This is a genomic window from Pseudomonas fluorescens (genome assembly GCF_001623525.1).
GTDB lineage: Bacteria > Pseudomonadota > Gammaproteobacteria > Pseudomonadales > Pseudomonadaceae > Aquipseudomonas > Aquipseudomonas fluorescens_Q.
In genome coordinates this window covers 1,994,241-2,019,956 of sequence record NZ_CP015225.1, presented here as the reverse complement: position 1 = coordinate 2,019,956, position 25,716 = coordinate 1,994,241, and the positions used below count along the sequence as shown (strand labels likewise).

The following is a 25,716-nucleotide window of genomic DNA, read 5'->3' as shown; positions in this document are numbered from 1 at the left end:
CCTGGCCGCCAAAGTCCCCTTTCTGACCTCCCATAGCCTCAACAGTCGGGTAGCGCTGCCGTAACGTGCACCTGACTGCGCACGCAGAGGGAGCGTCCTGATGAATCGTAGAACCTTTATGCTCGGCACCGCCGGAGTGGGTGCATTGATGGTCGGGGCGGGGGCGCTGTTGCGTCCGAGCGATCGGGGCAGCCCCTACAACGAGTACTTCCACAAGCTGAATCAGGAACTGAAGGTCCATGGGCCGATGCGGCCGGTGATGCTGATCGACCTCGATGGGCTCGATCACAACATCAATGTGGTCATGCAATCGGTCAAACGTGCCGGCAAACACTTGCGCCTGGTGGAGAAGTCCCTGCCGTCACCGGGGTTGTTGGCGTATATCGCCAAACGAACCGATAGCCAGCGGCTGATGTCGTTCCACCAGCCGTTCCTCAATCAGGATGCAGTGACCTTTCCCGAGGCCGACCTCTTGCTCGGCAAGCCTTTGCCGGTGCGCTCGGCCGAGCTGTTTTATCAAACTCACAAGGGCACCTTTGACCCTTCCAGGCAACTGCAATGGCTGCTCGATACCCCCCGGCGGCTGATGGATTACCTGGCGTTGGCGCAAGGCCTGGGCATCCGGATGCGGGTCAATATCGAGCTGGATGTCGGCCTGCATCGCGGCGGAGTCGCTGACCACGCGGTGCTAGGCGAGATGCTGACGCTGATCAGTGCGCATCCGCAGCAGCTCGAATTTTCAGGCTTCATGGGGTATGACCCGTTTGTCGGCATGGGCGTGCCCAGGGTCCTCGGTTCGTCCCAGGCGTTGTTCGACAAGGTGATGGTCATTTACAACGGCCATGTGAATTACCTGCGTGAACACTTCCCTGCGCTTTGGCACGAAGGGCTCACGCTCAATACGGCCGGTAGCCCCAGCTACGGTATACATGAGCAGGAACGCTTGAGCAGCGAGGTTTCGGTGGGAACGGCGTTTCTCAAGCCGACCCATTACGACCTGCCATCGCTGGTCGAGCATGTGCCGGCGGCCTTTATCGCAACGCCGGTGCTAAAGAGCACTGGCCCCGTCAATTTCCCAGCCCTGGATGACAAGTCCCGATTGTTCTCCTGGTGGGACCCTAACCAGCGCGCAACATTCTTCCTCTACGGCGGTAACTGGATGGCCGAGTTCGAGTCTCCCAAGGGGCTGCAAAGCAATGAGCTCTATGGTCGCAGCTCCAATCAGGAAATGGTCAACGGCTCCCTGGCCGTAGGGTTGAACGTGGAGGACCAGGTGTTTTTACGGCCGACCCAGACTGAATCCGTGCTGCTGCAATTTGGTGATTTGCTGGCCGTGCGCGGTGGGAAGATTGTTGAAACCTGGCCGGTGTACTGATTGGCGCAGGAGGCGAGCTTTTGGCTTGGCCGAGAAAGCGTCCTCAAAGACGCCCCCGCAACAGAAACAGCACCAGCGCCACCAGGCAGGCCATCGTCTGAATCCCACCCAGCGTCGTGACCGGCGCGAAGCTCAAGACCGAGGCCAGCCAGGTGCTCAGAGCAGCCGCACCCATGGAGAGAAAGCCCAGCAATGCGGAGGCCATCCCGGCTTCCTTGCCGAAAGGCCCCATGGTGATTGCCGTGCCCAGCGGATTGGCCAGGCCCATGCCCCACAGGAAGGTGATCATCGAGAGGGCATACCACCCAAGACCAGGCGCGGCTGGGCCGACGAGCAGCAGGCCGCCGCCGGCCATGGCACAGGCAATGCCCACGAGTGTGGCGATTCGGGCGCCATGACGATGCGCCAGGCGCGGGGCCGCCATGCCGGCTGCGAACACGACGAATACCGTAGCGGCGAAATACAGGCCGGTTTGCAACGAGGTCAGGCCAATACCTTGCATCAGGATGGCGGGCGCCGCCGCGAAGGAGGCGAACAGGCCGCTCATCAGCAGGCTCATTGAAAGGGCAGGGAGGATGAAGCGCTTGTCCAGCGCCAATCTGCCATAGGCGAGCACCACGCTCTTGGCCGAGTGCGGCGCCCGGCGATCGGCAGGGTGGGTCTCTCCGAGGTCGCGTACGTAGAAAAAGGCCAGTACCACGGCGGCCAGTCCCACCAGGATGAAGATGGCGCGCCAGCCGAGCGTGACGGACAGAACGCTGCCGGCCAGCGGCGAAAAACCCGGCGCCGCGGCAGTGGCGATCATCGTCAGCGACAGGGCGCGGGCCAGCGTCTCGCCTTCGAACAGATCCCGTGCGATGGCGCGGGACAGCACCGAGGCTGCGCACACGCCCAACGCCTGGACGACGCGTCCGGCGATCAGCACATCAAGGGTGGTGGCAAGGCCGGCGATGACGGTGCCGACCACGAACACTGAGAGGCCGCCGAGCACCAGTTTCTGGCGCCCGTAGCGGTCGGCCAGCGGCCCGACCACCAGCTGGCCCAAGGCGAACGTGATGAAGAAGCTGGACAGCGTCAGGCCGAGCTCGCGAGCGGTCACGCCCAGGTCTTTGCCGATCTCCGCGAACGCCGGGAGGATGATGTTGGTGGACAGCATGCTGATCGCCGCCAGGCCTGCAAGCAGCGCCACGACTTTGCCGGTCAATGGTTGTGTGGAGGCGTGCGGTTGCGTAGCGGTAATCGCCAATGAAGTTCTGGCTTCCATACATCCTCTCCTGTGCTAGTGGATAGCTGAGTCTGCGGCTCGTGGCGTTGTGGGCTATTCGCATGATGATCGTAATATTCTTGCCAAATATGATGATCATAATCTCGTGCGTCAAGCTAAATATCGTGATGCGGATTCCCCGGCAGGAATGAGGAGTGATTGGGCCTTCAGAGGCTCATACGAATCACCTAGGCACTGTCTGCTACCGGACAGTTGATCAACAAGGTTGTCCCCGTGCAGGCATTTCCTTTACCTGGATGTATATCTAACTAATTGTAATTAAACGAGTTATTACTTGGCATGATTCATGTTGATAGAACAGTGGGAAGCACCGGGAAGTGGTGCTGAATCTATCGAGCAGGAGTTCCCATGCCACGTGAAATTCGTTTGAATGCCTTTGAGATGAACTGTGTCGGTCACCAGTCGCCTGGTCTCTGGAGGCATCCCAAGGATCGCGCCTGGCAGTACAAGGACCTGGATTACTGGACCGACCTGGCCAAGCTGTTGGAGCGCGGCAAGTTCGACGGCATCTTCATCGCTGATGTGATTGGTATCTACGATGTGCTCGGTGGCAATGGCGATGCGGCCATCCGCCAGGCGACGCAAGTGCCAGTCAACGATCCCTTGGCGTTGATCACGCCGATGGCGCTGGTGACCGAACACCTGGGTTTTGGCCTCACCGCCTCGCTGACCTTCGAGCACCCGTATCCCTTCGCCCGCCGGCTGTCCACGCTGGACCACCTGACCAAGGGGCGTATCGGTTGGAACATCGTCACCTCTTACCTCGACAGTGGGGCGCGCAACCTCGGGCAGAAGGCGCTGAGCGATCATGATGCGCGCTACGACTATGCCGACGAATACCTGGAGGTGCTCTACAAGTTGTTCGAAGGCAGTTGGGAGGAGGGCGCGGTGGTGCGCGACCGTGAGCGCGGCATTTTCAGCGACCCGAGCAAGGTCCACGAGATCCGTCACCAGGGCAAGCACTTCCAGGTGCCGGGCATCCACCTCTGCGAACCGTCGCCGCAACGCACGCCGGTGCTCTACCAGGCCGGGGCGTCGAGCCGTGGCAAGGACTTTGCCGCAGGGCACGCGGAATGTGTGTTTGTCGCTGCACCGTCCAAGGTGATCCTGAAAAAGACCGTGGCCGATATTCGCCGGCGTGCCGCCGAAGCCGGGCGCGATCCGCGCAAGGTGCTGATCTTCAATCTGCAGACGGTGATCGTCGACGAGACCGATGCCAAGGCCCAGGCCAAGTGGCGAGAATTGAAGTCCTACAGCAGCTACGAGGGCGCGTTGGCGCTGATCTCTGGCTGGACGGGTATCGACTTCGGTCAGTACCGGCCCGACCAGGTGCTCAAGCACATCCACACCAACGCCATCCAGTCGGCGGTGGAAACCTTCTCTACCGCCGATCCGGACAAGCAGTGGACCGTCCAGGAACTGGCCGACTGGGTCGGCATCGGCGGCTTTGGCCCGTTGATTGTCGGCAGTGCGCAAACGGTGGCAGACGAGTTGCAGGCCTGGGTCGAGGACACCGATGTGGACGGCTTCAACCTGGCCTATGCCCTGGCCCATGAAACCTTCCGCGATGTGGTTGAACTGTTGGTGCCCGAGTTGCAACAGCGCGGTGCGTACAAGACCGAATACCGCCCCGGCACCTTGCGCGACAAGCTGTTCGGCGACGGCCCGCGACTGCCCGCCAACCACCCTGGCGCCGGCTATCGGGACTTGAGTCGCCTGGCCCGGCGCACTCGCCTCGCTGAGCCGGCCTTGGCCGGCGAGGAGTAAGCCCATGAGTGTCTACGAACTCAATTCGCCTCTGCCCGAAAGCGTGACTGACGGTGCCCTGGTGGCCTTGCAACGCTGGGCCAGGGAGCGACCGACGCAGATCGCCCTGCGCCATCGGCGTCTCGGCATCTGGAAAGCCTGGCGGTGGATCGATGTGCAGCGCGAGGTCGAGCGTGTGTGCGATGGCTTGCGCCAGCAGGGCTTTGCCCCAGGCGCGCGGCTGGCGCTCAGTGGTGCCTTCGAGCCGAGCCTGTTGATCCTGGCACTGGCCGCGCGCCAACTGGGCGGGTACAGCGTGGTGATCGACCGCGACAGCCGTGGTGAGGATCTACAGCGCCAGTTACGCCTGGCCCGTCCGACGTTCGCCTTTGTCCAGCGCCGCGAAAGCGTATCGCACTGGCTGCAGTGTGGCCTGGATGAGGATTGGCCGCTGCGGCTGTATTCGGCCCAGGCTAACGCAGCGAGTCGCGGCCTGTGGCAAGTGCAGTCGCTGTCGGTGCTGTTCGTCACCGAGGCGCCGACCGCACAGCGCCAGGGCTGGGCCCAGGTCGCCGAGGACGCGGTGGTATGGGTCGACGAAGGCACCGAATGGCGCGATGGCTTGACCCATTTGTTCAGTCGTTGGCTGGACGGCGGAGAAGGCCTGGCATTTCCGGAAACCCGCGAGTCAGCCAGTCGCGATCGCCGCGAGATCGCCCCGACGGCCTTGTTGCTGTCTGCCGTGCGAGTCGAATCCCTGGCGGCGGAAATCGAAGCTCGCCTGCCACTTCCAGGCACTTGGCGAAGGCGCCTGTGCGAATGGACCCTGGATGATCCGCGGCGTGGCTTGCGACGCTGGCTCAAGGCGCGGGTGCGGCACCTGCTCGGCTTCCAGCGGCTGCGCCGGATCGAGGTGCCGAGTGCTCCCGCACACGTCGTACGGCAAGGGCGGGCACCTCAATCGTGGTTGCAGGAGTACCTGGAGCGAGCGGCATGAGTGCACTGCTGGAGGTGCGCAACGTGTCGCTGTCGTTCCGGGGTGTGAAAGCGATTTCCGACCTTTCGTTCAGCGTAAAGCTTGGCGAAATCTGCGCGCTGATCGGGCCGAACGGCGCGGGCAAGAGTTCGCTGCTGAACATCCTCAACGGCGTCTACCGGGCCGACGCCGGCCAGTTGTTCTTCGCCGCCGAACCGTTGCACCGCCCGCATCCGCTGAAGGCGGCGCGGCTCGGTATCGGCCGGACGTTCCAGAACAATGCGCTGTTCAAGAAAATGAGCGTGGTGGACAACCTGCTCACCGGCCTGTCTCGCTTCCAACGCACGTTCTTTCTCGAACAGGCCCTCGGCCTGCCGCGTGCCCGGCGCGAGGCTCGGGCGTTTGCCGAGCGTGCCGAGCGGGTGCTGGAATTCCTCGAACTGCAGGCCTGGCGCGACGTCGCCGTGGGCAGCCTGGCCTACGGCCTGCAGAAACGCGTGGAGCTGGGCCGGGCACTGATTGCACAGCCAACCCTGCTGTTGCTCGACGAGCCGATGGCCGGCATGAACGCCGAGGAGAAACAGGACATGAGCCGTTTCATCACCGACATCAATCGCGATCTTGGCACCACGGTGATTCTCATCGAGCACGACATCCAGGTGGTCATGGGCTTGTCCAGCCATGTGGTGGTGCTGGACTACGGACGCAAGGTCGGCGACGGCTCGCCGGCCGAGGTCCAGGTCAATCCCGAGGTGATCGCCGCTTATCTGGGGGCGTCGCACCCATGAACTTTTTTCTGGAAACGCTGATCGGCGGATTGCTGGCCGGCACCCTGTACTCACTGGTGGCCATTGGTTTCGTGCTGATCTACAAGGCCAGCGGTGTGTTCAACTTTGCCCAGGGCGCCATGTTGTTGTTTGCCGCGCTGACTTTCGTCAGCTTGCGCGAGCAGGGCTTGTCCTTTGCCCTGGCGTTGGTCCTGACGGTGTTGGTGATGATCGTCGGCGCGTTGCTGATCGAGCGCCTGGTGCTGCGGCCGCTGGTCAACCGTTCGCAGATTACCCTGTTCATGGCCACCCTCGGCTTGTCGTTCATCATCGAAGGCCTCGCCCAAGGGCTGATGGGCGCCCAGGTGCGCGCGCTGGACCTGGGCATCGAGGACGTCCCGCTGTTCGTCGGCGAGATCATGATCAGCCAGTTCGACCTGATCGCCGCAGGGGTGTCAGCGTTGACGGTGGCGGTGCTGGCCTTGCTGTTCAACAGGACCCGCATCGGTGTTGCCTTGCGCGCCGTGGCCGACGATACCCGTGCGGCGCTGTCGCTGGGCATCAACCTCAACCGCATCTGGCAGATTGTCTGGGCCGTGGCCGGCGTGGTCGGGCTGGTCGCCGGGCTGCTCTGGGGCGCGCGCCAGGGCGTGCAGTTTTCGCTCTCGCTGGTGGTGCTCAAGGCGCTGCCGGTACTGATCATCGGGGGCTTCACCTCGATTGGCGGGGCCATCGTCGGCGGGCTGATCGTCGGCGCCGCCGAGAACCTCGCCGAGGCCTACATCGGCCCGCTGATCGGCGGAGGCATCACGCCCTGGTTCGCCTATTTCCTCGCCTTGATCTTCCTCTACATCCGTCCGTCCGGCCTGTTCGGCGACCGGATCATTGAACGGGTATGACGCCATGACCGCTACTGTTCCGCGCCTGACTGCTAGCTTCGACGAGGCGCCCCTGACCTTGGTGCGTCGACGCTGGCGACCGGGCCTGCTGCTATTGCTGCTGCTGGCCTTTGTCGGCCTGCCGTGGCTGGGTAACGACTATTGGCTCAATGCGATCCTGATTCCTTTCCTGGTGTTGTCGCTGGCCGGCCTGGGGCTGAACCTGCTGACTGGTTACACCGGCCAGACGTCGGTCGGTGCCGCCGGCTTCATGGCGGTGGGTGCGTTCGCCACCTACGGCCTGCTGCTGCGCGTGCCTGGCCTGCCGTTGCCGCTGGCCCTGCTTGGCGGTGGGGTGATCGCCGGGTTGGTCGGGTTGCTGTTCGGTATCCCCAGTTCGCGGATCAAGGGCTTCTACCTGATGGTCACCACGCTGGCCGCGCAGTTCTTCCTGGAGTGGGTGTTCGCCAAGTTCCCCTGGTTCTACAACTACGCCTCGTCGGGCACCATCAGCGCGCCCCGCCTGGAGTTGTTCGGGCATAACCTGACCACCCCGGTCGGTCGCTACCTGTTGACTCTCAGTTGCGTGGTGCTGCTGACCTGGGTGGCGATCAACCTGGTGCGCAGCCAGGTCGGCCGCAACTGGATGGCGATCCGTGACATGGACACCGCTGCTTCGGTGATTGGGATTGCGGTCGAGCGCGACAAGCGCATGGCCTTCGCCGTCAGTTCGTTTTACCTGGGCATCGCCGGGGCGCTCTGGGCGTTCGCCTACCTGGGGACAGCCAGTGCTGGCAGCTTCGACATCAACCGCTCGTTCCAGATTCTGTTCATCATCATTATCGGCGGCATGGGCAGCATTGCCGGCAGCTTCATCGGCGCAGCCTTCATCAGCCTGGTGCCGATCCTGCTCAGCCATGCCGGGCAATGGCTGTTCAACGGCAACGTCGACGCCGGGCAACTGCAGAACCTGCAGAAGGTGCTCTTCGGCGGTTTGATCATCTGGTTCCTGATCAAGGAGCCGGAGGGACTGGCACGCCTGCTCGGCGATCTGCGCGAACGCATCAGGGTCTGGCCGCTGCGGTTCTGAGCACTGACCCACGACCCAACAGACCTTGACCCGATCCCGGGAAAGGAGGCTTCCAACCACCGGCCGTCATTACACGGCCTGGCACTCAAACCGAGAAAAACAATCATGCATGCAATCTTCAAACGTAGCCTCGCCGCCATAGGCCTGGTGCTCGGTGCCTGTGCGGCGCTGATCCCTGCTGCCCAGGCGGCCAACGAACAGTTCTTCCCATTGGCCACCTTCCGGGTCGGCGCCTATGCCTCCAGTGGCATTCCGGTCTGGGCCGGGATGATCGACTACCTGCGCTACATCAATGAAGTGGAAGGCGGGATCAATGGCGTCAAGCTGGTCTGGCAGGAGTGCGAGACCGAATGGACGGCGGAGAAGGGCATTGAATGCTACGAGCGCTTCAAAAATGGCCTCAACGGCGCGCCGGTGGCGATCTACTCGCCCAATGGTGCACCAGCGGCCTATGCCCTTGCGGACAAGGCCGCCGCCGACAGGATTCCCTTGATCACCCTCGGCTATGGCCGCACCGAAGCCACTGACGGCAGGGTGTTCCCCTACAACTTTCCGGTCATGCTGACGTTCTACAGCGAGGCCTCGGCGTTCATCAACTACGTGGCCGAGCGCGAGGGTGGGCTGGACAAGCTCAAGGGCAAGAAAATCGCCACCGTCTACCACGATTCCGCCTACGGTCGGGAAACCCAGGGGCCGTTGGCACTGCTGGCGCAGAAGTACGGCTTCGAGAACATCCAGATCGCGGTGGCCGACCCGGGTAACGAGCAGGCTGGGCAGTGGCGCCAGGTGCGACAACTCAAGCCGGATTGGGTGTTCCTGCGTACCTGGGGCGTGTCCACGCCAGTGGCGATCAAGACCGCGGCACGTTTCGGCTACCCGGTGGAGCGCATCGTCGGCGACATCTGGGCCAGTTCCAACGAAGACGTGCTGCCGGCGGGCGAGGCGGGCAAGGGCTATCTGGCGCTGACACCCTATCCGGGCGGCGCCAACTTTGACATCCACCAGCGCATCCGCCAGTACATTCTCGACACCGGCAAGAGCGACCTCAAGGATCCGAAGAGCTTCGGCAGCGTCTACTACAACTCTGGCCTGGTGAACGCCGCCATTGCCGTCGAAGCGATCCGCGCCGGGCAGAAGCATTTCGGTAATCGCCCGCTCAACGGTGAGGAAGGTCGCTGGGGCCTGGAGCACCTCGACCTCAACGATGCACGCCTCAAGGAAATCGGTTTTCTCGGGCTGATGCAACCGCTGCGGTTGTCCTGCAACGACCACGAGGGTGGTGGGGCAGCCAAAGTGCAGCAGTGGGACGGCCAGCAGTGGAACCTGATCACCGATTGGGTCCAGGCCGATCGCGCCACGTTGCGCCCGTTGATCGATGCCAAGGCCGCCGAGTACGCGAAAGAGAAGGGCGTGACCCTCCGCGATTGCGCGGCGCAGTAACCAGGCGCACAGCTCGGCAAATCGAAACGCAACCGGGCGCGAATGCGCCCAAGGGGGAGGAAACCATGACCATTGCGGCCCTTGCTGGTACCGAAAGCCGTGAGTTGCTGGCAGTGCAAGACATCGAAGTGATCTACGACGGAGCGATCCTCGCCGTGGCCGGGGTTTCCCTGCGGGTCGGACAGGGCGATATCGTCGCCCTGCTCGGCGCCAACGGGGCCGGCAAGAGCACGACGCTCAAGGCCATTTCCGGGCTGGTCCAGGCCGATCGGGCGCAGGTCAGTCGTGGGCGGATTGTCTTCCAGGGACGGGACACCGCCGGGGTTGCGGCCAATCTGCTGGCACGCCAGGGCATCGTCCATGTGCTGGAGGGGCGGCATGTGTTCGCCCATCTGACGGTCGAGGATAACCTGCGCAGTGGCGGTTTCCTGCGCAAGCCGACGCGACGGGCGCTGGAGCAGGATCTGGAACGTATTTACGCCTGGTTCCCACGGCTGAAGACCAAGCGCAAGACCCAGGCCGGACTGACCTCGGGTGGCGAGCAGCAGATGCTTGCCATCGGCCGGGCACTGATGACCAAGCCTCGACTGGTGCTGCTCGATGAGCCTTCGATGGGCCTGGCGCCGCTCCTTGTCGAAGAGATTTTCGCCATCGTCGCGCAGCTCAATGCGCAGGAGGGCGTGAGTTTTCTGGTGGCTGAGCAGAACATCAATGTCGCCCTGCGCCATGCCAGCTACGCCTACATCCTGGAGAACGGGCGGGTGGTGGGTGAGGGTGATGCGACGGCGCTGGCGGCACGGGAAGACATCCAGCATTTCTACCTGGGTGGCAAGGCCGGCTGATGGATGAACCACCAACTGTTCGCCGGGCAACAGTTCATCCACAGTTTGCCTTTTACGGGGCTTTCCTGCGTCTCGGTACTTTATTCAACTTATTGAATATAAAGGGTTTTGTATGTTGGTACGGGCTGTGCTTTAGCCCAGGGGAACCCGTTATGCATGGAGTAGCACATGACCCAATCACTGTCTTCCGAACAGGTCCGCCCGGCGCCTCGGAGCCCGGCCCATATCATCCGTAGTGATGCCGAAGCCATCGAGGTGGCGCAACGCCTGGCCGAGGATTTCGCCCGCGAGGCCGTCTTGCGCGACCGCGAGCGGCGGCTGCCCTGGGAAGAGCTCGAACGCTTTTCCGCGAGCGGGCTATGGGCGATCCGCGTGCCGAAGGCATACGGTGGCGCCGAGGTGTCCTATGCCACTCTCAGTGAAGTGATCGCGATCATTTCCGCTGCTGATCCGTCCCTCGGCCAGTTGCCGCAGAACCATTTCGGTGTGCTCAGCAACCTCAGCCTGACTGGCAGCGAGGAGCAGAAGCGCCGTTACTACGCCAAGGTGTTGCAAGGCTACCGCTTCGGCAACGCCTTTTCCGAAGCGCGCAGCCAGTACGTCACCACCTTCCAGACGCAGATACGCTTCGACGGCGACACGGCCGTACTCGACGGCGAGAAGGCCTACTGCACCGGCGCACTGTTCGCCCATATCGTGCCGGTTGCCGGAGTGGATGAGGAAGGGCACGTCCATATCGCCCTCGTCCCACGGGATGCGGCGGGTCTGACGGTGATCGACAGTTGGGACGGTTTCGGCCAGCGCATTACTGCCAGCGGCCAGGTGCGCATCGAAGGTGTACGGGTGCCAGCGAGCGACGTGGTGCCGGCCTGGAAGGCCTATGACCAACCCACCTCCGACGGCCCGATCTCGCAAATCATCCAGGCTGCGGTGGACACCGGCATTGCCCGTGGCGCCTTCGCCGAGACCTTGCGGGTGGCACGGCAGGCGCGTCCATGGGTGGATAGCGGGCTTCAACACGGCTGGCAGGACCCACTTGGCCAGGCGCTGATCGGTGAGTTGGCCTGGCGCCTGCAAGCGGCCGAAGCGATTCTGCGTCGCGCGGCCCACGCGGTCGACCGTGCGGTCGCCGAGCCGAGCGAGGAGCGGGTGGCTGAAGCCTCGGTGATCGTCGGCCAGGCCAAGGTGCTGTCCACCGAGATTTCCCTGGAGGCGTCCAGCCGCCTGTTGGAGTTGGGCGGCACCCGTAGCGTTTCGGCCAGCCAGGGGCTGGACCGGTTCTGGCGCAATGCGCGGACCCACACCCTGCACGATCCGGTGCGCTGGAAATATCACTTGGTCGGCAATCAGTTGCTCAACGGCATCAAGCCACAACGTCATTCCTGGAACTGAGGTACCGCGCATGTCCAACTTACATTCCCAAGGCCGTAGCGACCTGGCCCATGCCCGCCATGTCGAGGCCGCTTTGCTTGACTACCTGCGTGCCCAGAGTGCCCGTCATGAAGCCCTGGTGATCGCCGCGGTCGGTGAACTGCGCATCCGCATCGACGCTGCCGATGCCTTGCTGGAGTACGCCGACGAGTCCCAGTCGGCCGCCATCGCGTTTCGCCTGGCCGCCGCCGAGGCGGCGCGCCTGGCCGGCCACGTGTACTTCGAGCTGGCCGGTCGCAGCCTGCCGCGGCCCTGGCCGGACAACCCCGAGCCGGCATTGCTGACCCAGCGTCGGCTGCTTGGCGACCATTACCTGAACGGCGCTGCGTTGGCCGACGGACAAGCAGGGCAGGCTTGAGTCGATTTGATCGCTATTTGGGGGTGGGGGCAGGCGAATGGCAGGATGTAGCGCCCACTCCCGGATTGAGAAGATCTGGCTGTGTTGAGGAGATGTGGCTGTTGAGGAAACTCCTGTGGAGAGGGGATTTATCCCCGCTGGGGCGCGAAGCGGCCCTAAAGCCTGGGCACGCGGTGTCTCAGGCAGGTTGAGAGGGACTGCTTCGCAGTCCAGCGGGGATAAATCCCCTCGCCACAAGGTCCAGGCTGTCTGGCCGGCTCAGGTCAACGCAAACAGCCGCCTGGCATTGCCGTGGAAAAACTTCTCCAGCACCTCGTCTTTCAGCCCCAGTTGCAGGGCGTCTTCGATGCTTTGACGGATCGGTCGGAAGGTGTAGGAAGAGCCGAACAGCAACTGGTCGGCCAGGTAGCCGTTGGCCGCTTGCACGTAACCCTCGCTGCCCGGCTGGAACAGGTACATGTCCGGCACCAGGTGGACGTTCTCGAAGCGGAAAGCAACGCCGAGAGCCTGCTGCACGTTGGGCCAGTAGCCGTGGTAGACGACGATCGACAGGTCCGGGAACGCGCGGGCCACGGCCGCCAGGCGTGCCGGGTCGTTGTAGCTCGGGTCCGGGGTGGTCGGCCCACTCATCAGGAACAGCGGGACACCGCGCTTTTGCAGGTGTTCGTAGAGCGGCCAGTAAAGCGCATCGTCGGGGTGCCGGGCCGGCTCGGCGAAGCCCGGTTCCAGGTCGATGCCGGCCAGGCCCAGGTGATCGATCGCCCGGTCTATTTCCGACAGGGCGCCTTCGATTCCTTGTAGCACCGGCTCTACCGAACCGATGCCGATCAGCTCATCGTGACCCTGAACGATTTCGTGGATGCGCTCATTCGGCAGGTGCTGGCTCGGCGTGTGGCGGCCCACCACCACGGCTTTGTCCAGCCCGGCGTCACGCACCTCGTCGAGAAAACCCTCCGGTGTCAGCGAGCGTTCGAAGTGATCGTCCGGGCCGCGGGTGCCGACGCGCCGGTTGAGCCAGCGCGCCACGACGTGTTCGGGCGAGCCCGGTACCCCGCCGAAGAAGGGGTGCAGGTAGGCCGGGCGACAACGCAGGTCGATGATGTTCATGCGACTTTCTCCTTGCCGGCGCGAACGTCGAAGGCGCCGCCAGTGAAGGCGCCTTCCACGGTGACCTTGCCCTTGCCCGGTAACAACGGGAATACCAGTTCGGCGAAGCGATAGGCTTCTTCCAGGTGCGGGTAGCCGGACAGGACGAAGCTGTCGACGCCCAGGTCGGCGTATTCCAGCAGGCGTGCGGCGACGGTGTCGGGGTCGCCCACCAAGGCGGTACCGGCACCGCCGCGTACCAGGCCAACACCGGCCCACAGATTGGGCGCCACTTCCAGCTTGTTGCGGTCGCCACCATGCAACGCCGCCATGCGCCGCTGGCCCTCGGAGTCCATCTTGCCGTAGTTGGCCTGGGCGGCGGCGATGGTGGCGTCGTCGAGGTGGCTGATCAACTCGTCGGCAGCGGCCCAGGCGGCTTCGCTGGTTTCCCGCACGATCACATGCAGGCGCACGCCGAAGCGCACGCTGCGGCCATGCCTGGCGGCACGGGCGCGCACGTCGGCGATTTTCTCGGCCACCGCAGCGGGGGGCTCGCCCCAGCTCAGGTAGGCATCGACATGCTTGGCGGCCAATTCGTGGGCGGCCTCTGACGAACCGCCGAAGTACAGCGGCGGGTGGGGTTGTTGAACGGGCGGGAAGAGGTTCTGGGCGCCACGCACTTGCAGGTGCTTGCCGTCGAAGTCGACGGTTTCGCCCTGCAGCAGGCGGCGCCAGATGCTCAGGAATTCATCGGAGGCGTCATAGCGTTCGTCGTGCGTGAGGAACACGCCGTCGGCTTCCAGTTCGGTGGCGTCGCCGCCGGGTACCACGTTGAGCAGCAGGCGGCCGCCACTGGCCTGATCGAGGCTGGCAGCCTGGCGTGCCGAGGCGGTGGGGTTGCCCAGCGAGGTGCGCAGCGCCACCAGCAACTTGATGCGCTGGGTCACCGGAACCAGGCTGGCGGCAGTCACCCAGGGATCGAGGCAACTGGCGCCGGTGGGGATCAGCAGGCCGTCATAGCCGAGCTGATCGGCGGCCACGGCGATTTGGCGCATGTAGGCGTTGGTCGCTGGTCGGCCGCTGCCGGAATGGCCCAGGTAGCGAGTGTCGCCGGAGGTGGGAAGGAACCAGAAAATGTCCAGGCTCATGAGGTTTGATCCTTGTGCGGTTGGGAGTCTGGAAAGGCGCATAGGCCTTCCGATATCGCAACGCTTGGCGTATTGGGGCTTTGTCGGCCGGGCCGCATCGCCTGGTTTTATTTTGATTAGATCGACAGTTGCAGGGCTCGGCCCGGGCGTGTGTTGACGTCCGGACGGCGTCGGTTGACCACCAACTCGCCAATGGCGATCAGGCGTGCTCGCGTGACGTTGCGACTCAGGCCCAGCAAGTTGGCGGTGCGCACCTGGTTGCAGTGGCAGAAACGGTAGGCGGCGCGCAGCAGGCTGTCTTCAACCTTCTCGTGGAGGCCGCCGGCCTGTTCTTCGAACAACCGGTGGAACGTGCGCAGCAGCTGTTCGTCGGCGCTCTCGCCGAGGCTGGCCTGCGGTTGTTCCTGGCGCTCGATGCGCAGGGACGACAAGCGCAAGTCGTCTTCCTGCACCAGGCCGTTGCGGCATACCAGCAGGGTGTGGTGGATGACGTTCTCCAGTTCGCGGATGTTGCCCGGCCAGCCGTAGTCCACCAGTTTGCGCTCGGCTCCCGAGCTCAGGCGCACTTCGCCGTAGCCCAGGCGGTTGCAGTAGGTCTTGATGAAGTGACGGGTCAGCGGCAGGATGTCGCCCGGCCGCTCGCGCAGCGGATAGAGCTGCAGGCTGACCACATCGAGGCGGTAATACAGATCCTCGCGGAAGTGGCCGGCACCGATGGCCTTGTCCAGCTGCACGTTGGTGGCAGCGACCACGCGCACGTTGATCGCGATGCTCTTGCGCGAGCCCAGGCGCACCACTTCGCGCTCCTGCAGCACCCGCAGCAGCTTGACCTGGATGGCCATCGGCAGGTCGCCGATCTCGTCGAGGAACAACGTGCCGCCATTGGCTTCCTCGAACCAGCCAGCCTTGGCGGCGAGGGCACCGGTGAAGGCACCTTTCTCGTGGCCGAACAGTTCCGCTTCCACCAGCGATTCGGAAAAGGCGCCGCAGTTGACGGCAACGAAGGGCCCGGTGCGTCGGCCGCTGAGGTTGTGGATGTGGCGTGCGACCAGCTCCTTGCCCGTGCCGGTCTCGCCAATGATCAGGACGCTGGCCTCACTGGGGGGCGACCTGTTGCACGTGGGCGAGCAGCGCCTGCGATCTAGGGTCTTCGAAGACCTGTGCGGTCGCCCGGATCGAGGTAGCCAGTGTCGGCGAAGGGGGGGAGAGTCAGCAGTTGCATGGGTATCCCTATGAGTAGAAGGAGGGGGTGGGCCGCGTCTGGCTCAGCGCCCATTCACCCAGTTCGTGGAGTTTGTAATCCACCGGGTCGTGCAGGCTTTGGGTGCGCAGGTTGCGCCAATGGCGGTCGAGACGCAGCGAAGCATGGGTGGCGCGGGCTCCGGTGACTTCGAACAGGCGGCTACAGATATCCAGGCCGGTGCGTACGGCGGCCACTTTGGCGGTGGCGATGGACAGCGCCAGTTGCGCGCGCTCCTCGGCACCCAGGGCGTGTCCCTTGTGCCAGGCCTCATCCAACTGGTCGGCAGCGCGTTCCACCAGCAGCCGCACACTTTCCAGGCCAACCCAGAACTCACCGTAGTGGCGCAGCACGTAAGGGTCTTCGCTGACATGCTGGGCCTTGGAGCGGAACCACGGACGGCCTTCCTTGAGGGTGTAGTGCCGGGCTTCTTCCAGGGCGCCTTCGGCGATACCGAGGAAAATGTGGGAGAAATGCAATTGCGCGATCAGTGGGCGCAGGCAGGCGAAGGGCGTGCTCAGGGGACCGGGGTCGAGCAGTAATTCGTTCTCTTCTACCCGCACCCGTTCGAAAGTGGCACTGCCGCTGTCGGTCTGGCGTTGGCCCATATTGTCCCAGTCGCCGTGCAGGGTGATGCCGGTGCGGCCACTGGGAATGGCGGCGATCAGCAGTTTGCCGCCAGCGCTTTCGTCGATGGCCGAGGCGATCAGCATTTCCGAGTCGCTGGCACCGGAGCAGAAGCTCTTCTTGCCGGAGAATTCCCGCCAGCCGTCGAAGGTCTTGACCACGGTGCGGGTGTCCAGGGGATTCAATGCATTGCCCCAGAACCAGTTCTTGCGGGCGGTCTGTTCGAACCAGGGTTGCCACTGATCGGGGCGAGAGAACAGGCGCACGGTGGCCAGCATCAGGTGCTGAAAACCGAAGACGTGGGCGATGGAACTGTCCACCTTGGCGAACTCGCGCACCACCCCGAGGGTTTCGCTCCAACTGGCGCCGAGGCCGCCGAACTGGGTGGGAATGCTCAGGGCCAGCAGGCCGCTCTGGCGAATGGCGTCGCGTTGTTCCTTGGGCGTGCCGCCGGCCTCATCGCGCTCGACGGCGGTTTCAGCGAATTCCGCGGCCAGGCGGCGAGCGGTCTGCAGCGGCGTAAGCACGGTGGGTTGTTGATGGATTCTCACGCGATGTCCCTCGCACAATGGCCTTCCAGGCAGATGCAGTAATCAGTCATGCGGGCTCCTCAGGCGATCTTGCGCAGTGCATGCGCCTGACCGGCGAACAGGCGAGCGGCACGTCCGGCAGCCAGTTCGATGCGCGACTGCAAGGTCTTGCTGACGATGCGGTAGTCGGCGAAATCGTTCTCGCTGGCGTAGACGCCGATGGGCAAGGTGAGTGACTGGAAGAAGCTGAACAGCGGGCGCAATTGGTGATCGAGGACCAGGGCATGGCGCTCGCTGCCACCGGTGGCGGCCAGCAGTACCGGCGTGTTGACCAGGGCGTCCTGGCCGATCAGGTCGAACAAATGCTTGAACAGGCCCGGATAGGTGCCACGATAGACCGGTGCGGCCACCACCAGCAGGTCGGCAGACTCGATCAGGCGCAGTTCGTGCTCGACGGTTTCCGGCAATTCCTTGCGCCACAGCGTACCGCCCAGCGGACGGGCAATGTTGCCCAGTTCGATCAAGTGGGTATCGATGACCAGATGCTGGCCGAGCTCGCCCAGGATGGCTTCGGTCAGTGCCAGAGTGCGGGAGGGGCGGGAGGTACCGCCGGAGACGGCGACGACTTTCAGTGGAGTGCTCATCCTAGGTGTTCCTGTTGGACTGTTGATCGAGGTACATGGGCTTGAGCAAGGGCCGTACCAACGCGAAAAGCCCAGTGTTTACTGGGCTTCGCGGGGCGGGGAGGGGGAGTGACTGTTGATCTGGCGGATGAATTGTTGAGTGGCTGTTGCTCAGGCAACAGTTGAGCCGCTGTTCCTGTGGCAACAGCTTTCAGTGCTGGGATTGGTGCACTGTGAGCAACGGCTTCAGTTCTCGTTCATCCCGCAGGTCGGGGCATGACAGACAGGCAGCTGTCCTAAACGGCCGGTCGACGCATCGCCAGAATGGCCGCACCGAAGCCGATGAACGTCGAGCCGACGAGCCTGCTGATCCACACGGAAAACGCTGGCCGTTTCAGCACGCCTTGGGCCTGGGCCGCAATGGCGGCATACAGGCTCAAGGAAACCAGTGACAAGCCGGCGAATATCGAGGTAAGGAGCAGAAACTGCGGCAGCAGTGGGGCGCTCTGGTCGATGAATTGCGGGAACAGGGCGGTGAAGAACATCGTCGCCTTGGGGTTGGTGATGGCTGTCAGAAAGGCCGACTTGTATAGCTTTGAACGCGATGGCTTGCTGGTTTTGCCATCGGCTTGCACATCCTGCGCGAGTATCGGAGTCTTTTTGAACAACTGCCTGGCGCCCAGGTAGAACAGATAACCCGCCCCGAGGACTTTCACGGCGTTGAACAGCCATTCGGAACTGGCGAGCAACGCGCCGAGACCCAGCATCGCGGCGGCCGACAAGCAGAACAGTCCGCTGGCGTTGCCCACCGACGACCACACCGCGTAACGCGGCCCGTAGGCCAGGCTGTTATTGATCGCCATCAGGGTGGCCGGTCCAGGACTGGCGATGGCGATTGCCGCGACCAGGGTAAAGGCGAGAATTGAGTGCAGTTCCATTGTTCACATTCGCGACTGGTTGAGAGGTTGTGCATCCTACAGGAGAACCTGGGGTTGTCTGAATACAGCCGCCATAACGTTTCTATCGGTGCAGCCGCCCTCGGGGTGTCCATCGAGTGGTTCGCGACCCCGCTGGGGCCTTGCCTTGGGCACTGAGCCGTTGGGGCGGCTTTTTTAATGCTACAGTCCGGCCTTTCCTGGGGAGGGGCGCGTCATGCGGATCGTAGTAATGGCTTTGACGATGGCGCTGCTGGGCGGATGCGCGACGGCCAACGAAACCTTTGGCATGGGACAGCTCTGCGGCCGCCATCCTTACTGCGGTGCGGCGACCGATATCGAGATCATCAAGGCCTCGACGAATGACAACGACGTGTATTCGCGCGCGCTGGCACCGTTTGCAGTCGTCGACCTTCCTTTTAGCATCGTGGCCGATACGCTGATCCTGCCTTATACGATTTTTCATATGAGGCCTGCCGAGGAGTAGGAGTAGTGCCTCGACCGGTTGAATGCGCCTGGCCCGCTGAATGATGCCGTCGCCGGTAGTTGCCGCCAGTCCTTTATTCAGGGGGTGGTCACCAACATTGGCAACCCCAAGTCCATGGCTTTCTATGCCGCTGTTTTTTCAGCCGCGGCTCCCGCCCACGTTTCGCCAGGTACGTTTTTGTCGATGTTGGCAGTTGTCGTGGTGGTTTCAATGGCTTGGTATGGAATGGTCGAAATTATGCTTTCGCAGCCCAGGATTGCTTGTGCCTATCAAGGTAGGAAAAAAGCAATTGATCGACTGTGTGGTGGTTTGATCTTGTCTCTGGGGGTTCGCCAGCTGGTTTAGCGAGTAGCCGTTGCTGGAGCAAGCCTTCGTCGTTATACGCCAGGTTGGTCTTCCGCTGACCGACCTGGCGCTGGACGAAGTGACTGTACCGCACTAGCGGTTGATCGTTCCCACGCTCCTGCGTCACTAGTGTCCGGTAAAAACTGAAGGGGGAGCTTGCTCCCCCTTGCTGTGCCTGCGTCTTAAGCAATAATCAGGTTTTTCAGACTCGATTTTCGCCTATGTTCAGCAGCACGCGATTTGCACAAATGCTCCAGGCCCTTCCTCATCAGCTCTTCAAGGCAGCCGTCAAACGCTGTGGTGCTGATCGTTACGCTAAGCAGTTCACTTCCTGGGATCTACTTATCACGCTGATTTACGGTCAGCTTGTCCAAGCTAAAAGCTTGCGCACGTTGGCGACAGCTTCACAGTCGCTGGAACCCCATCGTTATCACCTAAACGCCAAGAACATGGTGCGTTCAACCCTTTGCGATGCCTTGAGTAAGCGCAGCTCTGAACCGTTTCGCCTGGCCTGCGAGCACCTGCTTCAAGGTGTTGGTCGCAAACAGCGCAAGTCGCTCGAAGCGATGATCACCTTGATCGATTCGACCTCAATCAGCCTGCGTGGACCCGGTTTTGACGAATGGACCACCGCGACGAAAACCCGCATAACTCAAGGCCTGAAGGTGCATGTGGCAATCGATCCACGGCAAACAGCCCCGACTTACGTGAACATCACCGCCGCCAACGTCAACGATCTGAGCGATGCTCTGACCATGCCTCTTGAAGCGGGTATGACATACGTTTTCGATAAGGGTTACTGCGACTACAACTGGTGGTACCAGATCGATCAGTTGGGCTCTTTCTTCGTCACACGGCTGAAAAAAAACGCCAACCTGAAGCAGGTAGAAAGCTTGAGAAAAGACGATGCACCGGAATTCATTGAGGCAGACGAATCGGTGCTGTTCGGTAAGAAATACCTGAACACTCGACGTCCGAATCACTATCAGGATCAGGCTGTGCGCCGGATTCAGGTTCGTCGAGACGACCATGAAACGCCACTGGTGCTGGTTACCAATGACTTCTCTCGCTCATCTGAGGAGGTCGCTGATCTGTACAAACAACGTTGGCAGATCGAGTTGTTTTTCAAGTGGATCAAGCAAAACCTCAAGTTAAAACGATATTTCGGCTTCTCCGAAAATGCCGTTCGTCTGCAGATCTACAGCGCCTTGATTACCTACCTTTTGCTGCACCTTTATCAGCACCGCTCAGGATGTTCGGGGCCTATTTCAGACTTTGCTATTAGGCTGACCCACAGCTTGTTCGAACGCCCATTGAGCATCGAACGCCTTGAAGGCCGAAGGCAGAAGCGAACAGAGCTGAAGGCTACCCAAGGTAACCTTCAGCTCTGAAAAGATTTTACCGGACACTAGTGACGCTCCTGCGTGGGAGCGATCAATTCGGGTTCGGCCTACGGCGGCAAGATCGACAACGACATGCTCAGCGGGCTGCTGTCCTACGCCGTTGTCGGCCACACCCTGAGCGCCGGCTATCAAACCCTCAGCGGCGAGGCGGGCCTGCCTTATGTCAGCGGCGCCACGGTGTACTCCTTCAGCAACGTCGGGATCGGCAAGTTCATCGAGGAAGACGAGAAGACCTGGATGCTCGGTTATGGCTACGACTTCGCTCGCCTCGGTGTGCCTGGACTGACATTTTCCACCCGTTACCTGAGCGGTAACGACGGCAAGTCCAACACCACGGTCAAAGAGTGGGAGCGTGACGCAGAGATCGCCTACGTGGTGCAGCAGGGTACGTTCAAGGGGCTGGGGGTGAAGTTGCGCAACTACGTCTATCGCTCGGACTTTTCCCGTGGCCGTGACAGCAATCGTATCTACTTCAGCTACGACATCGCGCTTTGGTAGGTCATGCAGTTCACCTAAGAAACAACGATGGACCTGTGGCGAGGGAGCTTGCTCCCGCTCGGCTGCGCAGCAGTCGTGAACCGGCGGGTGCGGTGTGTCTGTGTTACGCGTTCGGCAGGTTTTGGGGGCGCTTCGCGACCCAGCGGAAGCAAGCTCCCTCGCCACGGTTTTCTCAGTGGCCCCGCGCTCATCACGGTGGCCCGGTTCGATTCTTTGCGACATCATTGCGTCAATTTTCTTTGGGGCAATGCCCGTCGAGGCCGCTATGGATCGCAACCGAGACCGACGTAACAACCTTTCCCTGGATGGCCTGAATTTCTTCCTCGCGGATGTGCGTGATGGGTTGGGTCCTTACCTGGCGATCTACCTGCTGGCGGTGCATCGCTGGGACCCGGCCAGCATTGGCGTGGTGATGACAGTGGCGGCGATGGCCGGGCTCGTCGCCCAGGCGCCCGCAGGTGCGTTGATCGACCGGGTGCGCAGCAAGCGTGCCGTGGTGGCTGTGGCGGCCTTGGCAGTGACGCTGGGATGCCTGGTGCTGCCGTTCACCTCGTCCTTTGGCCTGGTGGCGTTGACCCAGGCCATCGGCGCCGTGGCAGCGTCAGTCTTCGCGCCGGCCATTGCGGCCATCTCTCTGGGCATTACCGGTGCCCGGGCCTTTACGCGGCGCACTGGGCGCAACGAGACGTTCAATCACGCGGGCAATGCCTGCGCCGCGCTGCTGGCGGGTGGGTTTGCCTGGTTGTTCGGTCCCATCGCGGTGTTCTACCTGATGGCCGCCATGGCATTGGCCAGCATCGTCGCGGTCAGTTGCGTGTCCGCCGAGGCCATCGACCATGACGTGGCCCGAGGCCTGGAGGCGGGGCAGTTGGTCCACGGCCCTGAACCCTCGACGCTGCGGGTCCTGCTGGATAACCGTACGCTGTTGTTGTTCGCCATTTGCTGCGGGCTGTTCCACCTGGCGAACGCGGCGATGCTCCCGCTGGTCAGCCAGAAGCTCGCCCAGGCCAATGTGCACCTGGCCACGCCGTTGACGTCGGCCTGTATCGTCGCGGCGCAACTGGTCATGGTGCCCATGGCGTGGCTGGTCGGCGTCAAGGCCGATGTCTGGGGACGCAAGCCGTTGTTGCTGGCCGGCTTCCTGATCCTGCCCATACGAGGTGTGTTGTACGTGCTCTCGAATGACCCCTATTGGTTGGTGGCGGTGCAGTTGCTCGATGGGATCGGTGCCGGGCTGTTTGGCGCGTTGTTTCCCTTGGTGGTCAAGGACCTTACCCAGGGCACCGGGCGTTTCAACGTCAGCCTCGGGGTGTTGTCGACGGTGTTCGGGTTCGGCGCGGCGTTGAGTAACAGCCTGGCCGGCTTTGTGGTGCAAGGGGCTGGCTACAGCGCGGCATTCCTGACCCTGGCGGCGATTGCCGCGCTGGCATTCGGCCTGTTGCTGGCGATGCCTGAGACCTTCAGGCCAAGCCGCGTGACCCAGGCCGACACCCTTGCAGTGCCTGACGGCGGGGTCGCCTAGGTCCCGGGCCTTTGGCGCAAGGCCCGGGTGTGCGTTCAAACGATATCGTCGATCAGGATGTGGTGCTGTCCGCGGCTGCATCGTTCGATCCGCGCCTCGACCTTGTAGACCTTGCGAAGCATCGACTCGGTAATTACCTCAGCACTCGGGCCGCTGCCCTGGGCGGTGCCGTCGGCAACCACCAGCACCTGATCGGCAAAGCGCAGCGCTTGGTTCAGGTCGTGGATGGCGATGAATACAATGACTTCGCGCTTGCGCGCCAGGGCACGCATGAAGCCCAGCACCTGGACCTGCCGGTGCATGTCCAGGGCGCTGGTCGGTTCATCCATCAACAGGATTTCCGGTTCGCGCACCAGGGTCTGGGCGATCGACACCAGTTGCTGCTGTCCGCCGCTGAGCTCTCCGAGGTTACGGAACGACAACTCAGTGATGCCCAGCGCGGCGAGAATGTCGTCCACCCGCTTCAGTTCATCATCATGGACGACCCAGCCCGGCGTGAGCTGCTTGCGCGCCAGCAGCACCGACTCGTACACCGTCAACCGGGCGCTGGCGTTCAAGCCCTGGGGCATGTAGCTGATACCCGGCGGTCCTTTTTTCGAGCCCTCCAGGACCACCTGTCCGGGGCCGTCGATCAACCCGGCCATGCGCTTGAACAAGGTGGATTTGCCCGCCGCGTTGGGGCCGACCACCGCCACCACCTGGCCGCCGACAAAAGCTGCCGTGGTCACGCCGTGAATGACCGTGCGCTGGCCATAGCGAGCTCCGAGGTTCTCCAGCCGGATCGTTACCATGAGTTTTTCTTCCCGCCGAGAATCAAGGAAATGAAGAAGGGCACGCCGATCAGCGACGTGACCACGCCGATGGGGAAAATGGCCCCAGGGATCAGGGTTTTGCTGATCACCGAACTGGCGGACAGAATCAATGCGCCGGTCAACAAGGACGCCGGCAGGAAGAACCGTTGGTCTTCACCGATCAGCATCCGCGCGATGTGCGGGCCGACCAGGCCGATGAAGCCGATCGTGCCGACAAACGCCACCGGGAACGAGGCGAGCAGGCTGACCATGATCAGCGTCTGAAAGCGCAGGCTGCGCACATTGATGCCGAAACTCGCGGCCTTGTCGTCCCCCAGCCGCAGCGCGGTCAAGGCCCAGGCGCGCCGGGCGAAAATCGGCAGAGTGACGAGGATCACCAGGCAGATCACCCCCAGCTTGGGCCAGGTGGCTTTGGTCAGGCTGCCCATCGTCCAGAACACCACGGCGGCCACGGCTTGTTCGGTGGCGAAGAATTGCACCAGTGCCAGCAACGCGTTGAAGGTGAACACCAGGGCGATGCCGAGCAGCACGATGGTCTCGGCGGTGACACCGCGGCGCAGGCTCAGGAAGTGGATCAGCAACGCCGACAGCATGGCCATGATGAACGCGTTCACCGGCACCATGTACTGCGCCGCCAACGGGAACAAGGCCACGCCAAACGCCAGCCCCATGGCCGCACCGAAACTGGCGGCGGCGGAAATGCCCAAGGTGAACGGGCTGGCCAGCGGGTTGTTGAGGATCGTCTGCATCTGCGCGCCGGCCAGTGACAACGCGGCGCCGACCGCAACGGCCATCAGCGCCACGGGCAGGCGGATGTCCCACATCACCACGCGGACCTGGGGCGATGCGCTGTCCGGTGAAAACAGCGCGCCCAGCACTTCGTCGAGGCTGTAGCGTGCCGGCCCGAGGGCCAGGTCGAGCAGGACGCTGCAGATCAGCAACAGCGTGAGCCCGCCGAGGATCAGCCGCTTGCGCAGCACCAGGCGCCGGTAGGTGTCACGTTGCATCACCAGGGTTTCGTTCAACGACGTCATGGTTTGTCCTCGGTCTGGTCCAGGCTGACGGCGTAACCCGGCTCATAAGGAACTGGCAGGAACTGCTCGTGCAGTTGACGGAACGAGGCGTCCGGGTCCAGGTCGGCGAATAACGTCGGGTGGAACCACTTGGCCAATTGCTGGATGGCCACGAACTGATAGGGGCTGTTGTAGAACTGGTGCCAAATGGCGTGGAACGCCTGGTCGTCCTGGGCCTTGATGCCGGCGTAGGCCGGTCGCCGGGTGTACCACGCCAGTTTTTTCCTGGCTTGGGCCATATCCGCCCCGGGGCCGACGCCGACCCAATGGCCACCGGGTGCAAAGGCTTCCCAGTTGGCACTGGTGACCACCACCTGTGCCGGGTTGGCGACCACCACTTGTTCGGCATTCAACTGGCCGAACGTGGTGGGGATGATGCCTTTGGCGATGTTGTCGCCACCGGCCATTTCGACGAACAGGCCGAAATTCTCGTTGCCGAAGCTCAGGCAGCAATCATCGGTGTAGCCGCCGATGCGCTCGATGAAGACCTTGGGCCGGGCAGGGTGGCGCGCTTCAATGACGTCGGTGACCCGTCGAATCTGTTGGTTGCGAAAATCGATGAAGGCTTCGGCACGGGCTTGCTTGCCGAACAGTTGGCCGAACAGGCGCATGGTCGGCTCGGTGTTCTGCATCGGGTTGTTGCGAAAGTCCACGTAGACCACCGGGATGTCCAAGGCGTCGAGCTTCTCGATGTAGCGCGCATCCTCGGTGGCGTGCTGGGCTTCGATATTGAGGATGATCACATCCGGACGCTGGGAGATGGCCTGTTCGATGTCAAAGGTGCCGTCCTCGAACCCGCCAAAGGTCGGGATCTTGGCAATCTCGGGAAATTTGCGCAGGTAGGCGCCGTAGGTATCCGGATCCGACTGGATCAGGTCCTTGCGCCAACCGACGATGCGTTCGATGGGGTTTTGCGTGTCCAGTGCCGCCACCAGGTACAACTGGCGGCCTTCGCCGAGGATCACCCGCCTGACCGGGAGATGGACCTTGACCTGGCGCCCGAGCAGGTCGGTCACGCTGCCCAGGGCAGGGTCCGCCTCGGCGGCCAGGGCACTGCGGGGCGTCAGCGAAAGAAACGACACACCGAGCAGCCCGGCGAACAGCAGGGCGGCAAGGGTGTGAGGGCGGCGAAAAACGGTAACCATGGTTCAGGCCTTTACAAAAGCCGGACCGGACAATGGCGCAAGTCGCCGCCCCGG

The 25,716-nt window shown here is 62.7% G+C and carries 22 protein-coding genes and 3 pseudogenes; 15 read left to right on the top strand and 10 right to left on the bottom strand.

The window, feature by feature from the left end:
• The first annotated feature begins 169 nt into the window (after window positions 1-169).
• Complete coding sequence (locus TK06_RS08575; RefSeq protein WP_161951750.1) at window positions 170-1,375, top strand: DSD1 family PLP-dependent enzyme; 1,206 nt, start codon at window positions 170-172, stop codon at window positions 1,373-1,375.
• Window positions 1,376-1,418: 43 nt separating this feature from the next.
• Here the strand turns inward: TK06_RS08575 and TK06_RS08570 are convergent, their stop codons facing one another.
• Entirely contained in the window at window positions 1,419-2,639 is a 1,221-nt protein-coding gene (locus TK06_RS08570; protein WP_063321718.1) for a multidrug effflux MFS transporter, read from the bottom strand.
• Between the two features lie 369 nt (window positions 2,640-3,008).
• On the opposite strand from TK06_RS08570, the gene TK06_RS08565 reads away from it, so the two are divergent.
• The 9 genes from TK06_RS08565 to TK06_RS08525 all read left to right on the top strand — a co-directional run bounded on the left by TK06_RS08565 (window position 3,009) and on the right by TK06_RS08525 (window position 12,188).
• Window positions 3,009-4,427: an LLM class flavin-dependent oxidoreductase gene (locus TK06_RS08565; protein WP_063321717.1), complete on the top strand. Its 1,419-nt coding sequence runs from the start codon at window positions 3,009-3,011 to the stop codon at window positions 4,425-4,427.
• Between the two features lie 4 nt (window positions 4,428-4,431).
• A complete protein-coding gene (locus TK06_RS08560) occupies window positions 4,432-5,403 on the top strand; it encodes an AMP-binding protein (protein ID WP_063321716.1) in 972 nt (323 codons plus the stop codon).
• The gene (locus tag TK06_RS08555; RefSeq protein ID WP_063321715.1) at window positions 5,400-6,170 is read left to right on the top strand and encodes an ABC transporter ATP-binding protein; all 771 of its coding nucleotides are present in this window, start codon (window positions 5,400-5,402) and stop codon (window positions 6,168-6,170) included. The genes TK06_RS08560 and TK06_RS08555 overlap by 4 nt, the downstream gene beginning before the upstream one ends.
• A complete protein-coding gene (locus TK06_RS08550; protein ID WP_063321714.1) occupies window positions 6,167-7,048 on the top strand; it encodes a branched-chain amino acid ABC transporter permease in 882 nt (293 codons plus the stop codon). The genes TK06_RS08555 and TK06_RS08550 overlap by 4 nt, the downstream gene beginning before the upstream one ends.
• A gap of 4 nt (window positions 7,049-7,052) precedes the next feature.
• Complete coding sequence (locus TK06_RS08545) at window positions 7,053-8,117, top strand: branched-chain amino acid ABC transporter permease (protein WP_063321713.1); 1,065 nt, start codon at window positions 7,053-7,055, stop codon at window positions 8,115-8,117.
• Window positions 8,118-8,222: 105 nt separating this feature from the next.
• Window positions 8,223-9,557: an ABC transporter substrate-binding protein gene (locus tag TK06_RS08540; protein ID WP_063321712.1), complete on the top strand. Its 1,335-nt coding sequence runs from the start codon at window positions 8,223-8,225 to the stop codon at window positions 9,555-9,557.
• A 65-nt stretch (window positions 9,558-9,622) separates the two neighbouring features.
• Complete coding sequence (locus tag TK06_RS08535; protein WP_063321711.1) at window positions 9,623-10,399, top strand: ABC transporter ATP-binding protein; 777 nt, start codon at window positions 9,623-9,625, stop codon at window positions 10,397-10,399.
• A 168-nt stretch (window positions 10,400-10,567) separates the two neighbouring features.
• Window positions 10,568-11,791, top strand: coding sequence for an SfnB family sulfur acquisition oxidoreductase (locus tag TK06_RS08530; protein ID WP_063321710.1), 1,224 nt, complete (start codon window positions 10,568-10,570; stop codon window positions 11,789-11,791).
• A 10-nt stretch (window positions 11,792-11,801) separates the two neighbouring features.
• Window positions 11,802-12,188, top strand: a complete 387-nt coding sequence (locus tag TK06_RS08525) for a hypothetical protein (protein WP_063321709.1) — start codon at window positions 11,802-11,804, stop codon at window positions 12,186-12,188.
• 258 nt (window positions 12,189-12,446) lie between these two features.
• Here the strand turns inward: TK06_RS08525 and TK06_RS08520 are convergent, their stop codons facing one another.
• The 6 genes and pseudogenes from TK06_RS08520 to TK06_RS08495 form a co-directional block, all read right to left on the bottom strand.
• Complete coding sequence (locus TK06_RS08520; RefSeq protein WP_063321708.1) at window positions 12,447-13,295, bottom strand: amidohydrolase family protein; 849 nt, start codon at window positions 13,293-13,295, stop codon at window positions 12,447-12,449.
• Complete coding sequence (ssuD, locus tag TK06_RS08515; protein WP_063321707.1) at window positions 13,292-14,422, bottom strand: FMNH2-dependent alkanesulfonate monooxygenase; 1,131 nt, start codon at window positions 14,420-14,422, stop codon at window positions 13,292-13,294. The genes TK06_RS08520 and ssuD overlap by 4 nt, the downstream gene beginning before the upstream one ends.
• Before the next feature lie 116 nt (window positions 14,423-14,538).
• A pseudogene (locus tag TK06_RS08510) lies at window positions 14,539-15,644 on the bottom strand (sigma-54 interaction domain-containing protein).
• A gap of 8 nt (window positions 15,645-15,652) precedes the next feature.
• On the bottom strand, window positions 15,653-16,840 hold the full coding sequence (locus TK06_RS08505) for an acyl-CoA dehydrogenase family protein (protein WP_063321706.1): 1,188 nt from the start codon (window positions 16,838-16,840) through the stop codon (window positions 15,653-15,655).
• A gap of 59 nt (window positions 16,841-16,899) precedes the next feature.
• Complete coding sequence (gene msuE / locus TK06_RS08500) at window positions 16,900-17,463, bottom strand: FMN reductase (protein WP_063321705.1); 564 nt, start codon at window positions 17,461-17,463, stop codon at window positions 16,900-16,902.
• Between the two features lie 275 nt (window positions 17,464-17,738).
• Window positions 17,739-18,380 (bottom strand): LysE family translocator, encoded by a 642-nt coding sequence (locus TK06_RS08495; RefSeq protein WP_063321704.1) that lies wholly within the window; start codon window positions 18,378-18,380, stop codon window positions 17,739-17,741.
• A 229-nt stretch (window positions 18,381-18,609) separates the two neighbouring features.
• On the opposite strand from TK06_RS08495, the gene TK06_RS08490 reads away from it, so the two are divergent.
• The 5 genes and pseudogenes from TK06_RS08490 to TK06_RS08475 all read left to right on the top strand — a co-directional run bounded on the left by TK06_RS08490 (window position 18,610) and on the right by TK06_RS08475 (window position 22,632).
• The gene (locus TK06_RS08490) at window positions 18,610-18,864 is read left to right on the top strand and encodes a YceK/YidQ family lipoprotein (protein WP_003200691.1); all 255 of its coding nucleotides are present in this window, start codon (window positions 18,610-18,612) and stop codon (window positions 18,862-18,864) included.
• A 21-nt stretch (window positions 18,865-18,885) separates the two neighbouring features.
• Window positions 18,886-19,209, top strand: a pseudogene (locus TK06_RS30690) (LysE family translocator); the annotation flags it as partial.
• A 221-nt stretch (window positions 19,210-19,430) separates the two neighbouring features.
• Window positions 19,431-20,600 (top strand): IS4 family transposase, encoded by a 1,170-nt coding sequence (locus tag TK06_RS08485; RefSeq protein ID WP_063321703.1) that lies wholly within the window; start codon window positions 19,431-19,433, stop codon window positions 20,598-20,600.
• A 39-nt stretch (window positions 20,601-20,639) separates the two neighbouring features.
• Window positions 20,640-21,110 (top strand): annotated as a pseudogene (locus TK06_RS08480) (OprD family outer membrane porin); the annotation flags it as partial.
• Window positions 21,111-21,375: 265 nt separating this feature from the next.
• Complete coding sequence (locus tag TK06_RS08475; RefSeq protein ID WP_063321702.1) at window positions 21,376-22,632, top strand: MFS transporter; 1,257 nt, start codon at window positions 21,376-21,378, stop codon at window positions 22,630-22,632.
• Between the two features lie 35 nt (window positions 22,633-22,667).
• On the opposite strand, the gene TK06_RS08470 is transcribed toward TK06_RS08475, so the two are convergent.
• Genes TK06_RS08470 through TK06_RS08460 form a run of 3 tightly spaced genes read right to left on the bottom strand, consistent with a single transcriptional unit; the run spans window position 22,668 to window position 25,662 of the window.
• Window positions 22,668-23,423 (bottom strand): ABC transporter ATP-binding protein, encoded by a 756-nt coding sequence (locus tag TK06_RS08470; protein ID WP_063321701.1) that lies wholly within the window; start codon window positions 23,421-23,423, stop codon window positions 22,668-22,670.
• Window positions 23,417-24,478, bottom strand: coding sequence for a FecCD family ABC transporter permease (locus tag TK06_RS08465; protein ID WP_063321700.1), 1,062 nt, complete (start codon window positions 24,476-24,478; stop codon window positions 23,417-23,419). The genes TK06_RS08470 and TK06_RS08465 overlap by 7 nt, the downstream gene beginning before the upstream one ends.
• A complete protein-coding gene (locus tag TK06_RS08460) occupies window positions 24,475-25,662 on the bottom strand; it encodes an ABC transporter substrate-binding protein (RefSeq protein ID WP_063321699.1) in 1,188 nt (395 codons plus the stop codon). Before TK06_RS08460 ends, TK06_RS08465 begins: the two co-directional genes overlap by 4 nt.
• Window positions 25,663-25,716: the final 54 nt, after the last annotated feature.

Bases quoted from the DNA above. Each gene is read 5' to 3' on its own strand.
- TK06_RS08570 (WP_063321718.1), bottom strand. From the start codon at position 2,639: ATGGAAGCCAGAACTTCATTGGCGATTACCGCTACGCAACCGCACGCC.
- TK06_RS08565 (WP_063321717.1), top strand. From the start codon at position 3,009: ATGCCACGTGAAATTCGTTTGAATGCCTTTGAGATGAACTGTGTCGGT.
- TK06_RS08560 (WP_063321716.1), top strand. From the start codon at position 4,432: ATGAGTGTCTACGAACTCAATTCGCCTCTGCCCGAAAGCGTGACTGAC.
- TK06_RS08555 (WP_063321715.1), top strand. From the start codon at position 5,400: ATGAGTGCACTGCTGGAGGTGCGCAACGTGTCGCTGTCGTTCCGGGGT.
- TK06_RS08550 (WP_063321714.1), top strand. From the start codon at position 6,167: ATGAACTTTTTTCTGGAAACGCTGATCGGCGGATTGCTGGCCGGCACC.
- TK06_RS08545 (WP_063321713.1), top strand. From the start codon at position 7,053: ATGACCGCTACTGTTCCGCGCCTGACTGCTAGCTTCGACGAGGCGCCC.
- TK06_RS08540 (WP_063321712.1), top strand. From the start codon at position 8,223: ATGCATGCAATCTTCAAACGTAGCCTCGCCGCCATAGGCCTGGTGCTC.
- TK06_RS08535 (WP_063321711.1), top strand. From the start codon at position 9,623: ATGACCATTGCGGCCCTTGCTGGTACCGAAAGCCGTGAGTTGCTGGCA.
- TK06_RS08530 (WP_063321710.1), top strand. From the start codon at position 10,568: ATGACCCAATCACTGTCTTCCGAACAGGTCCGCCCGGCGCCTCGGAGC.
- TK06_RS08525 (WP_063321709.1), top strand. From the start codon at position 11,802: ATGTCCAACTTACATTCCCAAGGCCGTAGCGACCTGGCCCATGCCCGC.
- TK06_RS08520 (WP_063321708.1), bottom strand. From the start codon at position 13,295: ATGAACATCATCGACCTGCGTTGTCGCCCGGCCTACCTGCACCCCTTC.
- ssuD (WP_063321707.1), bottom strand. From the start codon at position 14,422: ATGAGCCTGGACATTTTCTGGTTCCTTCCCACCTCCGGCGACACTCGC.
- msuE (WP_063321705.1), bottom strand. From the start codon at position 17,463: ATGAGCACTCCACTGAAAGTCGTCGCCGTCTCCGGCGGTACCTCCCGC.
- TK06_RS08495 (WP_063321704.1), bottom strand. From the start codon at position 18,380: ATGGAACTGCACTCAATTCTCGCCTTTACCCTGGTCGCGGCAATCGCC.
- TK06_RS08490 (WP_003200691.1), top strand. From the start codon at position 18,610: ATGGCTTTGACGATGGCGCTGCTGGGCGGATGCGCGACGGCCAACGAA.
- TK06_RS08485 (WP_063321703.1), top strand. From the start codon at position 19,431: ATGTTCAGCAGCACGCGATTTGCACAAATGCTCCAGGCCCTTCCTCAT.
- TK06_RS08475 (WP_063321702.1), top strand. From the start codon at position 21,376: ATGGATCGCAACCGAGACCGACGTAACAACCTTTCCCTGGATGGCCTG.
- TK06_RS08470 (WP_063321701.1), bottom strand. From the start codon at position 23,423: ATGGTAACGATCCGGCTGGAGAACCTCGGAGCTCGCTATGGCCAGCGC.
- TK06_RS08465 (WP_063321700.1), bottom strand. From the start codon at position 24,478: ATGACGTCGTTGAACGAAACCCTGGTGATGCAACGTGACACCTACCGG.
- TK06_RS08460 (WP_063321699.1), bottom strand. From the start codon at position 25,662: ATGGTTACCGTTTTTCGCCGCCCTCACACCCTTGCCGCCCTGCTGTTC.